Source organism: Pontibacillus halophilus JSM 076056 = DSM 19796, from assembly GCF_000425205.1.
Classification (GTDB): domain Bacteria; phylum Bacillota; class Bacilli; order Bacillales; family BH030062; genus Pontibacillus_A; species Pontibacillus_A halophilus.
Genome location: NZ_AULI01000021.1, coordinates 36,514 through 49,591 on the forward strand (window position 1 = coordinate 36,514; position 13,078 = coordinate 49,591).

13 protein-coding genes and 1 rRNA gene are annotated in these 13,078 nt (G+C 43.3%); all 14 read left to right on the forward strand.

From position 1 onward, the window contains the following. The first annotated feature begins 15 nt into the window (after positions 1-15). On the forward strand, positions 16-807 hold the full coding sequence (locus H513_RS0116285; RefSeq protein WP_081658322.1) for a vWA domain-containing protein: 792 nt from the start codon (positions 16-18) through the stop codon (positions 805-807). Beyond that, the gene (locus H513_RS20510) at positions 788-1,756 is read left to right on the forward strand and encodes a serine/threonine protein kinase (RefSeq protein ID WP_036770492.1); all 969 of its coding nucleotides are present in this window, start codon (positions 788-790) and stop codon (positions 1,754-1,756) included. The genes H513_RS0116285 and H513_RS20510 overlap by 20 nt, the downstream gene beginning before the upstream one ends. Before the next feature lie 82 nt (positions 1,757-1,838). Then, positions 1,839-3,236, forward strand: coding sequence for a tRNA lysidine(34) synthetase TilS (gene tilS, locus H513_RS0116295; protein WP_036770489.1), 1,398 nt, complete (start codon positions 1,839-1,841; stop codon positions 3,234-3,236). 11 nt (positions 3,237-3,247) lie between these two features. After that, positions 3,248-3,799, forward strand: a complete 552-nt coding sequence (gene hpt, locus H513_RS0116300; RefSeq protein ID WP_026801680.1) for a hypoxanthine phosphoribosyltransferase — start codon at positions 3,248-3,250, stop codon at positions 3,797-3,799. A gap of 123 nt (positions 3,800-3,922) precedes the next feature. Continuing rightward, a complete protein-coding gene (gene ftsH, locus H513_RS20515; protein WP_036770486.1) occupies positions 3,923-5,893 on the forward strand; it encodes an ATP-dependent zinc metalloprotease FtsH in 1,971 nt (656 codons plus the stop codon). Between the two features lie 169 nt (positions 5,894-6,062). Beyond that, positions 6,063-6,842 (forward strand): type III pantothenate kinase, encoded by a 780-nt coding sequence (locus tag H513_RS0116310; RefSeq protein ID WP_026801681.1) that lies wholly within the window; start codon positions 6,063-6,065, stop codon positions 6,840-6,842. A gap of 16 nt (positions 6,843-6,858) precedes the next feature. Continuing rightward, the gene (gene hslO, locus H513_RS0116315; protein ID WP_026801682.1) at positions 6,859-7,740 is read left to right on the forward strand and encodes an Hsp33 family molecular chaperone HslO; all 882 of its coding nucleotides are present in this window, start codon (positions 6,859-6,861) and stop codon (positions 7,738-7,740) included. Between the two features lie 21 nt (positions 7,741-7,761). Beyond that, positions 7,762-8,682, forward strand: coding sequence for a peptidylprolyl isomerase (locus H513_RS0116320; RefSeq protein WP_026801683.1), 921 nt, complete (start codon positions 7,762-7,764; stop codon positions 8,680-8,682). A gap of 124 nt (positions 8,683-8,806) precedes the next feature. Further along, the gene (gene folP, locus H513_RS0116325) at positions 8,807-9,658 is read left to right on the forward strand and encodes a dihydropteroate synthase (protein WP_026801684.1); all 852 of its coding nucleotides are present in this window, start codon (positions 8,807-8,809) and stop codon (positions 9,656-9,658) included. Beyond that, on the forward strand, positions 9,651-10,016 hold the full coding sequence (gene folB, locus H513_RS0116330) for a dihydroneopterin aldolase (protein WP_026801685.1): 366 nt from the start codon (positions 9,651-9,653) through the stop codon (positions 10,014-10,016). Before folP ends, folB begins: the two co-directional genes overlap by 8 nt. Then, entirely contained in the window at positions 10,013-10,540 is a 528-nt protein-coding gene (gene folK / locus H513_RS0116335) for a 2-amino-4-hydroxy-6-hydroxymethyldihydropteridine diphosphokinase (protein ID WP_026801686.1), read from the forward strand. Before folB ends, folK begins: the two co-directional genes overlap by 4 nt. Continuing rightward, the gene (locus H513_RS0116340) at positions 10,492-10,698 is read left to right on the forward strand and encodes a helix-turn-helix domain-containing protein (RefSeq protein ID WP_026801687.1); all 207 of its coding nucleotides are present in this window, start codon (positions 10,492-10,494) and stop codon (positions 10,696-10,698) included. Before folK ends, H513_RS0116340 begins: the two co-directional genes overlap by 49 nt. A gap of 294 nt (positions 10,699-10,992) precedes the next feature. Further along, on the forward strand, positions 10,993-12,477 hold the full coding sequence (lysS, locus tag H513_RS0116345; protein WP_026801688.1) for a lysine--tRNA ligase: 1,485 nt from the start codon (positions 10,993-10,995) through the stop codon (positions 12,475-12,477). A 407-nt stretch (positions 12,478-12,884) separates the two neighbouring features. After that, positions 12,885-13,078: ribosomal RNA gene (locus H513_RS0116350) — 16S ribosomal RNA — on the forward strand; the annotation flags it as partial.

Below are 13,078 nucleotides of genomic sequence, written 5' to 3' on the forward strand. Positions count from 1 at the left end.
GAGGGTATAAAAGGAGTGAATCTCGTCCATGATGGTGATAAATCATGGAGGAGGAGATGGATCGTGAGTACAGGTACAATTAAGCAAATACTGCTCATTACAGATGGGTGCTCCAACCAAGGAGAATCCCCTGCATCAGTGGCAGCGTTAGCCGAGCAACAAGGGATTGCGGTGAACGTCATTGGCATCTTGGAGGACCAAGAGAATGAAGCGGCGACACAAGGTCTTAGTGAGGTAGAGGAGATTGCGCTTTCTGGTGGTGGTGTAAGCCAGATTGTTTATGCTGAATCACTTTCACAGACTGTGCAAATGGTAACGAAACAGGCGATGACTCAAACACTGCAAGGGGTGGTGAATCAAGAGTTAAAGCATATTCTGGGTTCTAAAGAAACAATGGAAGACTTGCCTCCAGAACAGCGGGGCGAAGTTATGGAAGTGGTAGAGGATCTTGGTGAAAGATGTGGACTTGAGGTGCTTGTGCTAATTGATACGAGTGCGAGCATGGGCAACAAGCTGCCGACTGTACAGGAAGCTTTAATCGATTTATCAATCAGTTTGAACGCGCGTTCTGGTGATAATCGGTTCTCCATCTTTTCATTTCCCGGGAAAAGAAAAGATTTGGATAAAGTGATGGACTGGACTCCCCGCCTGGATTCCATCTCATCTGTATTTCCAAAGTTGGCTACAAGAGGGATTACACCCACGGGTCCTGCAATTCGCGAAGCGTTAAAGCAATTCACGAAAAAAAGAGGACTGAGAGGATTCCTCGCCAAAGAAGAGACGCCACATGAACAACAATGGGATTAAACTTGCACCTGGGACAGTGGTTCGGGGGAAGTGGCACGGGAAGAGCTATGTCATTGGAAAGAAGTTAGGTTCCGGAGCGCTAGGAACGGTTTATTTAGCTTCTTACAATGGAACGGAGGTCGCGGTTAAGTTAAGCCATAACAGCACATCGATCACGTCAGAGGTGAACGTACTCAAGAACTTTCAGAAGGTCCGGGGAAAAAACCTCGGGCCTTCTTTAATCGATGTGGACGATTGGGAAGTAGGGTCGAAACAACGCCTTTCCTTTTATGCCATGGAATATTTAAAAGGAAAAGATTTGCTTACCTTCATCCGAGAAAAAGGAGACGACTGGGTTGGCATTATTGTGATGCAACTGCTCGATTCACTAGCGGACCTTCATAACGAGGGATGGGTGTTTGGAGATTTAAAACCTGAAAACTTACTAGTCACCTATCCACCAGCAAAGGTCCGATGGGTGGATGTTGGAGGGACAACGCAAATCGGCAGAGCGATTAAAGAGTATACCGAATTTTATGATCGTGGGTTCTGGGGCATGGGGTCTAGAAAGGCCGAACCTACCTATGATTTATTTGCGCTTGGTATGATCATGCTACAGGTGGATTATCCTAACCGTTTTGAGAGAGGGGGGGACGGAACACGTTCATTATGGGAGCATTTAGACCGAGCTACGCTCATTCGTAGGTATAAGCCAGTTGTGAGGAAAGCCCTTCAAGGTGAATACCATACAAGTGAAGAGATGAAGCGGGATGTTATGGATGCACTTATGGGACAGAACCATGCCGATCCTAAGCCAACTCGGATGAATAAACCGAAGAAGTTCACTTCAAGGTCGATGACTTCTCTAAAGACACAACGCACTCCCTCTTCTTACAGGTGGGAAAGTGTAGGTCTAATGAGCGCTGTCGGCGTTTTTTATACGGTGTATATGCTATTACAATGGCTTTAAATGGCGTTATTTTGCGGTTGGCGACTGGGTAATGATAGGATGAATACATGAAGACGATCAAAAGAACGGAGTGGAGGGCTTGTTGCATCACAAGATAACTACATTCGCCAACCGACATCATTTATTTACTGACCATATGCATATTCTTGTAGCGGTTTCAGGTGGTCCAGATTCTATGGCTTTGCTTCATTATTTGAAGGAACGTCAAACTGTCCATGGCTGGAAACTGACTGTTTTAACGGTAGATCATCAACTTCGGGAAGAAACTTCGAAACAAGATGTGCAATATGTGATTAACAAGTGTGCGGAATGGGGAATTGAATGCAAGAACGTTTCTTTAAATGTTCCTGCCCATAAAGAGGCATATGGACAAAGTACTCAAGTAGCTGCAAGGGAATTAAGATATCGTTACTTTGCTCAACAGATGGAAGAATTGGAGGCAGACGCAATTGCGTTTGGCCATCATGGTGATGATCAGGTAGAAACGGTATTCATGAATCTCATGCGTGGGGTGGAACCGATGCATGTTCATGGAATGCCTGTTAAGCGACCTTTTGGGGGCGGTGAGTTGATTCGTCCCATGCTATCGGTGACAAAGGCTGATATTGAACAGTACTGTGTGCAATACGAGCTTCATCCGAGGCGGGATGAGTCTAATGACGAACCTACCTATACACGTAATGATTTTCGTCTACATGTTCTGCCGTTTTTGAAGCAACATAATCCAAGAATCCATGAGCATATTCAATTGTTTCACGAATACATAGGGGAAGATTTTACGTATTTGATGGGGGAAGCAGAAGCTCTATTTCAATCCGCTTTGTTTCAGAAAGAGGTAGGACGAATTTCGTTCAGTCGACAAGATTTTCTGCGCCTTTCTCGTCCTTTACAAAGACGTTCCTTTCATCTAATATTAAACTATCTTTATCATGAACCACCTAGTGATGTAACTTATCATCACTGGGAACAGTACATACAGTTAATGGAAGGGGAGAAGGCGCATACGTCCTTTGACCTTCCTAACGGGCTACAAGTGGTTCGATCATATAATGATGTGGTGGTGGAGTTTAGAAGTCGGCATAGTGAAAATGATGAATGTTTTTGCTATGAATTAGCGATTCCTGGAGCTACCACCACTCAGGAACGACATTTTTTCGAAACGTTTCTATCGGATGAACGTACAGAAAGAGACAGTCATCACTTTGCTTGTGATGTAAGTAACATTTCGTTCCCTCTATATGTTCGGACACGCAAGCCAGGAGACAGGATTCGCTTGCGTGGGATAAACGGACATAAAAAGGTGAAAGACCTTTTTATCGATGAGAAAATCCCCCGTTCCGCCCGAACGTATTGGCCTATTGTAACGGATGCAAATGGGCAAGTACTGTGGGTTGTAGGCTTAAAGAAAGCCTATGTCGAAAAGGGAAAACAATCCTCAACCTGGTTGCACCTACTATATAAGAACATTGAACACTTCTAGGAGGATGGAAAATGCATAACGATATTGAGAAAGTATTAATATCTGAAGAAGAAATTCAGGTGAAAATACGCGAACTGGCGGCACAGCTTTCTGAGGAGTATAACGAACGTTTCCCGCTTGCGATTGGCGTATTGAAAGGTGCAATGCCGTTCATGTCCGACTTGCTCAAACGCGTGGACACGTATCTTGAGATGGACTTTATGGACGTATCAAGTTATCACGGAGGAATGGAATCTTCTGGTGAGGTTAAAATCATTAAAGACTTAGATACGAAAGTAGAAGGTAGAGATCTTCTTATTATTGAGGATATTATTGATAGCGGCCTGACTCTAAGTTACTTAGTGGACTTGTTCAAATACCGTAAAGCACGCTCTATTAAGATTGTTACGCTTCTTGACAAGCCAGCTGGACGTAAAGGTGACGTGAAAGCGGACCTTGCAGGATTTGAAGTTCCAGACGAGTTCGTTGTTGGTTATGGCCTTGATTATAATGAAGCATATCGTAACCTACCATACATTGGAGTATTGAAACCTGAGGTTTACGGTGGAACTTCTAAAGAATAATGGGAACAATATAGTCATATAGCTAGTGTAACGCCTTGTACAGACTGAGGGTAATTGTTTGTATAGGTCCAAATTCATATGGTACTATTTAATATAGTTTTCTCGCTTGGGAGGAGGTAGGCAATGAACCGAATATTTCGTAACACCATTTTTTATGCACTGATTTTCTTAGTCGTAATTGGGGTTGTTGGATTGTTCCAAGGTGACAGAGATCCATCCAAGGAATTCACTACGTCTGAATTTTTAAATCAGTTAAACAATGGTGAAATCACACAAATGACCATTCAATATACGAATCATGCTTACAGGATTACTGGTGAGCTCGATTCGGAAGGTGACGACGAAGCTAATAATTTCGAAACAGAAATTCTCGACAATGAACAATTGATTTCCCAAATTCGCCAGACAGCTAGTGAAAATGGGATCGAACTAGACACTGAAAAGGCAGAAGAGCCTAGTGGATGGGTACAGCTTCTAACGTCCATCATTCCATTTATTATTATCTTCTTCTTATTCTTCTTCTTACTCAACCAGGCTCAAGGTGGCGGAAGTCGCGTGATGAACTTCGGTAAGAGTAAGGCGAAGTTATACAGTGAAGATAAGAAAAAGGTTCGCTTTAAAGACGTTGCCGGCGCAGATGAAGAGAAGCAGGAACTTGTGGAAGTGGTTGATTTCCTTAAAGACCCGCGTAAATTTGCTGCAATCGGTGCACGTATTCCTAAAGGTGTACTATTAGTTGGACCTCCGGGTACTGGTAAAACACTACTTGCACGAGCGGTTGCTGGTGAAGCAGGTGTACCATTCTTCTCAATCAGTGGTTCCGACTTCGTTGAAATGTTTGTTGGTGTTGGTGCATCCCGTGTTCGTGACTTATTTGAGAACGCGAAGAAAAATGCTCCATGTATCATCTTCATTGATGAGATTGACGCAGTAGGTCGTCAACGTGGTGCTGGTGTTGGTGGCGGACACGACGAACGTGAACAAACGCTTAACCAATTACTAGTTGAAATGGATGGCTTCGGTGCAAATGAAGGAATTATCATCATTGCTGCGACGAACCGCCCAGACATTCTAGACCCTGCATTACTCCGTCCTGGTCGTTTCGACCGTCAAATCACGGTTAACCGTCCAGATCTTAAAGGTCGTGAAGAAGTACTTAAAGTACACGCGAACAACAAGACATTGGATGAAGAGTCTGTTGATCTTCACACCATTGCAATGCGCACTCCTGGATTCTCTGGTGCGGATTTAGAGAACCTTCTTAACGAAGCGGCACTTGTCGCAGCCCGTTCTAATAAAGAGAAGATTGACATGGAATCAGTTGATGAAGCAATTGATCGTGTTATTGCTGGGCCAGCTAAGAAGAGTCGTGTTATTTCTAAGAAAGAACGTAACATCGTTGCTTACCACGAAAGTGGACACACAATCATTGGTATGGTCTTAGATGAGGCTGATGTGGTTCATAAGGTAACGATTGTACCACGTGGCCAAGCTGGTGGTTACGCTGTTATGTTACCGAAAGAAGATCGCTTCTTTATGACGAAGCCAGAGCTTCTTGATAAGATTACAGGTCTGCTTGGTGGACGTGTTGCAGAAGAGGTTACATTTGGCGAAGCAAGTACTGGTGCTCACAACGACTTCCAACGTGCAACTAGCATTGCGCGTAAGATGGTTACTGAGTACGGTATGAGTGAGAAGTTAGGACCTCTTCAATTCGGTAGTACTGGTGGCGGTCAAGTCTTCCTTGGACGCGATATCCAGAACGAGCAGAATTATAGTGACACAATCGCTTATGAGATTGACCAAGAAGTTCAAAGAATCATTATGGACTGTTACAATCGTGCGAAGCAGATTCTAACAGAACACAAAGATAAACTAGAACTAACAGCGCAAACATTGCTTGAGCGTGAAACGCTTGATGCAACGCAAATCCGTTCTCTATTTGATGAAGGCAAGCTCCCTGAAGGGACAGTCGACATCGAGAAGAAACAGGACTCAGCGAGTGAAAATTCTGATGTGAAGGTGAACATTCAGTCTAAAGAAGACGAAGAACCTTCTACAGAAGTAAACCTAGATAAAAAAGACGATAAATAAAGAAAAAGCTCCAGCGTTGCTGGAGCTTTTTTTATACATTTAGATAGAACTGATTCTTTGTAATAATTCAAAGTTCCAAGCGATTGGACATAAAATCAAATCCAACAGTAAATTTTATAAATATGGTAGAATGGGTAACGTTAAACGACCGAAGGGAAGCGGTGTATGTATGATTTTCGTTTTAGATGTAGGGAATACCAATACTGTACTTGGTGTTTTTGACGGAGATGAATTGAAATATCAGTGGCGTGTAGCCACCGACCGATATAAAACGGAAGACGAATATGGTATGCTCGTGAGCTCGTTATTTGACCATGAGAACCTCAAGTTTAATGATATAGATGGGATTATTATATCTTCAGTCGTACCTCCTATTATGTTCTCGCTAGAGCGGATGTGTCACCGTTACTTTGAACAGGGGCCGCTAGTGGTGGGTCGCTCGACGGTAGACCCGCACTTGAAGATGGGATATCCAAATCCCCATGAAATAGGCGCGGACCGAGTTGTGAATGCAGTTGGAGCCGTTAAAGAGTACGGTGCTCCGCTCGTCATAATTGATTTTGGCACCGCGACTACGTACTGTTATGTAGACGAACAGGAACGATATATGGGAGGGGCAATTGCGCCTGGGATCAACGTATCGACAGAGGCATTGTATGCGAAAGCAGCTAAACTCCCTAGGATAGAAATTGTGGCTCCTGAGAATGTCGTCGGACAGTCGACTGTTGAAGCCATGCAATCAGGGATCTTTTATGGCTATGTTGGTCAAGTAGATGAAGTTGTCTCGCGCATGAAGGCACAGACAACTCATGCCCCTAAAGTGATTGCTACAGGTGGGCTAGCTTCATTGATTGCTGACCAATCCAAATCCATTGATGTAGTAGACGCTCATCTGACGTTGAAAGGTTTAAAAGAGATTTACAATTTAAATGCAGGAAATAACGAATAAAAGGAGAATGTGCATTATGAACGATTATATGATTCGAGGGACAGCGTTTAATGGAACAGTACGAGCTTATGGAATTCGTTCCACTAATTTGGTAGAGGAAGCTCGTCGTCGTCACGATACATTTGCAACTGCTTCAGCGGCGCTTGGGCGTACCATGACTGCGTCTGCGATGATTGGTTCCATGAATAAAGGGGACGACACAATTACAGTGAAAATTGAAGGCGGAGGACCAATTGGTGCCATTGTAGCTGATGCTGACGCGCATGGTAACGTTCGTGGCTACGTGTCTAATCCTCACGTTGACTTTGACTTAAATGATAAAGGAAAGCTAGATGTTGCGCGTGCAGTAGGAACTAGCGGTACGCTAAGCATTATTAAAGACCTTGGCTTGAAGGACTATTTCACAGGGGAAGTCCCGATTGTGAGTGGCGAAATTAGTGAAGACTTCACGTATTACTTTGCTAACTCCGAACAGGTGCCTTCTGCAGTTGGTGCTGGTGTGTTGGTCAATCCAGACCATACCATTAAAGCTGCGGGTGGCTTTATCATTCAAATTATGCCTGGTGCTACTGATGAAACAATTGATTTCATTGAGAAGCAAATCCAAAGCTTGCCTCAAATTTCTCGTTTGATTGAAGAGGGGAATGCTCCTGAAGATATCTTGACGAGAATCTTTGGTGAGGGTCAACTTAAATTATTAGGTGAGTCAGAAGTCAACTTTAAGTGTCGTTGTTCTCGAGAGCGTCTTGAACAGGCAATTTCAGGTCTAGGTGTAGATGAAGTAGCAGCGATGATTGAGGAAGACCACGGAGCGGAAGCGACTTGTCACTTCTGTAATGAAGTTTACCAATTCACTGAAGATGAGCTAAGAGAAATTAAAGACAAGATGAACGGCTAATAAGGAGAAAAGGTGGATGGTATGACTAAAAGAATTTTATGGGGAATTATACTCGCCCTAATCCTTATAAACATCTCAACACTCGTTCTATGGATGAACAAAGGGCGTGCTATAAGCAGCGACCTTGATTCTTCCATTTCCCCTATCGCTTCTGCTGAATTCAACGAATCTGTTGCATTAGTAGGGAGTGAGATTATTACAAATCAGGACTGGATGATTCAATTAGAGAAGAAGCATGGAGAGAAAGTGCTTAAGGACATGATTGATCGTGCAGTCGTGGACGAACTGTCCAGTCACGATGACGTCCCTATTAATGATAAAGTGCTCGAGCGAGAACTGTCTCTCATGGAAACGGCGGTAGGGATAACAAGTAAGGATGAGCTCAAGCGGAAGCGTAAAGAGTGGGAACAAGAACTCATTTATCAAATTCGATTAGAAGAATTGCTTACCGAAGACATCCCTATTGAAGACCAAGCAATCGAAGCACATTATGACGAGTATAAAGACCAATATCAATTCTCATCTACCTATCAACTGTCTCGAATTGTGGTACCTACGGAAGAAGAAGCAGACCAGATCTATAATGAACTAGAAGGTGGTTCTTCCTTCTCTGTACTTGCAAGAGAACATTCGGATGATGAAACTAGGCAGACTGGTGGCTATCTCGGTTATTACACCACGGACGATACCATTATTCCGAAAGCCTACCTAGACGAAGCTGCCCGTGTTAAAGAAGAGGATTACACGAAACCGTTCCAAACGGATGAAGGGTATGTACTCTTATATGTTCATCGCTCTCTCCCTGAGATTGCGCTCTCTTACGAAGACGTTAAAGGAAAGATTCGAAGAGAACTTGCTTCTCAACACCTTGAAGGAAATGCCTCAACAGAACCTTTGTGGCAAGAAGTAGGGGTAGATTGGATTTACAACAAGGGTCAATAGCCTATTGAATTAAGAAGCCTCTCTGTATACACAGAGGGGCTTCTTGTGTTCAGATTAGTTGCAGGAAGTGAATATAAGACTGGTATTGTGTACAATAGAAGGTAGGAATGAGTACGCTAGAGGGATGATTAACTTGAAGCAAAACAACCAATTAAGAACGCGTGTTCGCAATTATGATTATGATAAACAAACGCTTGTAATGGGAATTTTAAATATTACTCCAGACTCCTTTTCTGATGGTGGTAATTACGACGAATTGGAAGCGGCTGTTCATCAAGCTAAGCAGATGGAAGCGGATGGAGCCCATTTGATTGATATAGGGGGAGAATCGACGCGCCCTGGTCATACACCAGTCTCAGAAGAAGAAGAACTACGGCGGATTCTACCAGTCATTCAAGCGCTTCATTCGGAAATATCCATTCCTATATCGGTGGATACGTATAAGGCTGAAGTAGCGAGGCAAGCAATTGAAGCTGGTGCATCAATCATCAATGATGTATGGGGAGCGAAGAAAGAACCTAATATAGCTGAAGTGGCTGCAGAACTAAATGTTCCTATTATACTGATGCATAACCAGAGCGAGCGTAGTTACGTGAATTTAATCGATGACATGCTAAAGGGGCTACAAGAGAGTGTTGCCATTGCCTTGAAAGCCGGCGTCAAAGAGGAGAACATCGTACTCGACCCAGGAGTGGGCTTCGCCAAAACGGCCGAGGATAACATTCAGGTTATGAGGAATCTAGAAGCCTTTACAACGTTGCCTTACCCAGTCCTGCTTGGCACCTCGCGTAAATCCTTTATCGGAAAGGTATTGGACACGCCGGTAGAAGAACGGATAGAAGGAACGGGCGCCACTGTGTGCTTGGGGGTACAAAAAGGGGTGAACATTGTACGTGTCCACGATGTTAAACCAATTGCTCGAATGACGAAGATGATGGACAAGATGATTGGAAAAGGAGAGAGCGACAATGGATAAGATTTATATGAATCAACTCTCATTCTATGGCTATCACGGCTTGTTTCCGGAGGAGAATAAATTAGGTCAACGATTTAAGGTGGACCTTGAGTTGCACTTAGACTTAAGGGATGCCGGTCAAGAAGACGACATGTCTAAGAGTATCAACTATGCGGACATCTATAATAAGACACAGCGTATTGTCGAAGGTGAAGCGAAGAATCTTGTGGAAGCAGTCGCTGAGGATATTGCGTCGACGTTATTACGCTCATTTAGCCGATTACAAGCATGTCGAGTAAAGGTCATTAAACCAGACCCGCCAATTCCGGGTAACTATGAGTCGGTAGCAATTGAAGTATTTAGGGAGCGGGAAGCATGAATATTGCATTTATTGCGCTCGGGTCAAATATTGGAGATCGCGAGGCCTACCTGAAGAAGGCTGTTGAACAGCTTGATTACGTTCTGGAAGTAAGTGTGGTGAGGACTTCTTCTATTTATGAGACAATTCCTGTTGGGTATACAGAACAGGATGACTTCTTAAACATGGTCGTAGAGGTGAAAACCACCTATTCAGCTGAGAGTCTCATGGCCTTTTGCCAATCTATTGAACATGAGTTGGAAAGAGAAAGGGAAATAAGATTCGGTCCTCGTACGATAGACCTTGACATTTTAATGTATAATCAAGAAAATATTGAAACAGAGCAACTCATCATACCACATCCGAGAATGCACGAACGAGCCTTTGTACTCGTCCCGTTATTTGAACTCAATGCTACACTACATGTACCAGGCTCTAACCGTACGGTTGCGCAATTACTCTCTGAGTTAAGAGAGGAACAAAAGGGAGTGCAAGTATGGAAGCCGAAAAGTGGGGAAAACGCATTCGGGCATACCGAAAGCTAAAGGGATATACACAAGTATCGTTTGCAAAGACTCTAGGGATTTCTGTATCTGTACTAGGGGAGATTGAACGAGGAACAAGAATGCCTACGGAACAAATGATTAACCGGGCTTCGTATGAACTTGGTGTTCCTATTCATGAACTTACTCCGAAAGAGTAGTAGAGCGTACCATACAAGATGGTGCTCTAAGCAACTTGTTGAGAGAGCAAAGTTTACAGATGCGTTTTAAGAGTCGTGCAATCGTTAGGTAAACCTGTTACGGTAAAGGCGTAAGCTACTTATGAAACGCCCTATCGCTTTAATAGGAAGCGGGGGCCGTGCATCGTGAAGCAAGAGAAGGAACAACATGTGAACAGGTTGAAGGATAGGCATGACCATTACATGGCTTAGCGTCATGTTTTTCCTCTAACGGATAGGATGGCACTGTTCAAACCAATAGATGGAGTGATAACAATGACAGAAGAATTAAATGACCTCATGCGGGTTCGTCGCGATAAGCTGCAGGCTTATGCGGACCAAGGATTAGATCCTTTTGGGAACAAATTTGAACGCACGCATCATTCCGTAGAGTTACAAGAAGCATATGATGACTTTACGAAAGAAGAACTTGAAGAAAAAGCTATTGAAGTAACAATTGCAGGTCGTATTATGACGAAGCGAGGCAAAGGAAAAGCCGGATTCGCTCACGTTCAAGATTTAAAAGGGCAGATTCAAATCTACGTTCGTAAAGATACGGTAGGCGAGGAAGCGTATGAATTATTCAATACAGCAGACCTTGGAGACATTGTGGGGATCACAGGTGTCATGTTTAAAACAAAAGTAGGCGAACTATCTGTGAAAGCAACAGAATTCCACATGCTCACTAAATCCCTACGTCCACTCCCTGAGAAATTCCATGGCCTAAAAGACGTTGAGCAACGCTATCGCCAACGTTACATTGATTTAATTACAAACCCTGAAAGTAAAGAAACTTTCATTCTACGAAGCAAGATTATTCAATCTATGCGTCGTTACTTTGATGACCAAGGATTCTTAGAAGTTGAGACACCAACTATGCACGCAATTCCTGGCGGCGCTTCTGCTCGTCCTTTCATCACTCATCATAATGCGCTAGACATGCCTCTTTACATGCGTATTGCAATCGAACTACATTTAAAACGACTAATTGTAGGTGGTATGGAGAAAGTATATGAAATCGGACGTGTATTCCGTAATGAAGGAGTTTCTACAAGACACAACCCTGAATTTACAATGATGGAATTGTATCAAGCGTATGCAGACTTCCATGACATTATGGACCTTACTGAAAATGTCGTTGCCCATATTGCAGAAGACGTACTAGGTCAGAAGACCGTTCAGTATGGTGATTATGAAGTGAACCTAGAGCCGAAATGGACACGCCTTCACATGGTAGATGCAATTAAAGAATACACAGGCGTTGACTTTTGGAAGCACATGACAGACGAAGAAGCTCACCAGCTTGCTAAAGAGCATGGAGTTCATGTAGAGAAATCTATGACATACGGACATATCGTTAATGAATTCTTCGAGCATGCTGTGGAAGAGAATCTCATTCAGCCTACGTTCATTTATGGACATCCTGTAGAGATTTCTCCTCTAGCGAAGAAGAATAAGGAAGATGAGCGCTTCACAGATCGATTTGAACTGTTTATCGTCGGTCGTGAACATGCAAATGCATTTTCCGAGCTTAATGACCCGATTGACCAACGTAAACGATTCGAAGGTCAGCTTAAAGAACGTGAAGCGGGGAATGATGAAGCTCATATGATGGACGAGGACTTCCTCGAAGCACTTGAGTATGGTCTTCCGCCAACAGGAGGATTAGGGATTGGCATCGATCGTCTAGTTATGTTGCTAACGAATTCTCCATCTATAAGAGACGTACTGCTCTTCCCTCAAATGAGAAATCGCGACTAATTTAACCCCTTCCGCTCCATGGATTAAGGAGCGGAAGTTTTTTTCTAAAGAAATTAACAAAAAGTATTGCGTTCCTGTTGCAGCCATGTTACATTATTAAACGTTGCGTTAACAGCAAACACATTGTTGCAAAGATAACGCAATAAAAACTTAAAAAGTTGTTGACCACAACTCGAATAAGTGTTATATTAATAAAGTCGCTTTTTCCGAAAGGAAACAAACGGCAACGAAAGAAATTAAAAGAATTTAAAAAAGTTGTTGACATCGAAATCACAAAATGATAAGATGTAAAAGTCGCTTCAAAACGAAGCCGACAAACGAACAACACATTGAACTTTGAAAACTGAACAAACGCCATGTACGTCAATTCAATTTTAATTGATTTTTAACAAGCTAGTTCAAACACTTTTATGGAGAGTTTGATCCTGGCTCAGGACGAACGCTGGCGGCGTGCCTAATACATGCAAGTCGAGCGCAGGAAGCAACATGATCCCTTCGGGGTGATTGTTGTGGAATGAGCGGCGGACGGGTGAGTAACACGTGGGTAACCTACCCACAAGATCGGGATAACTCCGGGAAACCGGGGCTAATACCGAATAAT

Coding starts and splice junctions, on each gene's coding strand:
- H513_RS20510 (WP_036770492.1), top strand. CDS start 788: ATGAACAACAATGGGATTAAACTTGCACCTGGGACAGTGGTTCGGGGG.
- hpt (WP_026801680.1), top strand. CDS start 3,248: ATGCATAACGATATTGAGAAAGTATTAATATCTGAAGAAGAAATTCAG.
- ftsH (WP_036770486.1), top strand. CDS start 3,923: ATGAACCGAATATTTCGTAACACCATTTTTTATGCACTGATTTTCTTA.
- H513_RS0116310 (WP_026801681.1), top strand. CDS start 6,063: ATGATTTTCGTTTTAGATGTAGGGAATACCAATACTGTACTTGGTGTT.
- hslO (WP_026801682.1), top strand. CDS start 6,859: ATGAACGATTATATGATTCGAGGGACAGCGTTTAATGGAACAGTACGA.
- H513_RS0116320 (WP_026801683.1), top strand. CDS start 7,762: ATGACTAAAAGAATTTTATGGGGAATTATACTCGCCCTAATCCTTATA.
- folP (WP_026801684.1), top strand. CDS start 8,807: ATGATTAACTTGAAGCAAAACAACCAATTAAGAACGCGTGTTCGCAAT.
- folB (WP_026801685.1), top strand. CDS start 9,651: ATGGATAAGATTTATATGAATCAACTCTCATTCTATGGCTATCACGGC.
- folK (WP_026801686.1), top strand. CDS start 10,013: ATGAATATTGCATTTATTGCGCTCGGGTCAAATATTGGAGATCGCGAG.
- H513_RS0116340 (WP_026801687.1), top strand. CDS start 10,492: ATGGAAGCCGAAAAGTGGGGAAAACGCATTCGGGCATACCGAAAGCTA.
- lysS (WP_026801688.1), top strand. CDS start 10,993: ATGACAGAAGAATTAAATGACCTCATGCGGGTTCGTCGCGATAAGCTG.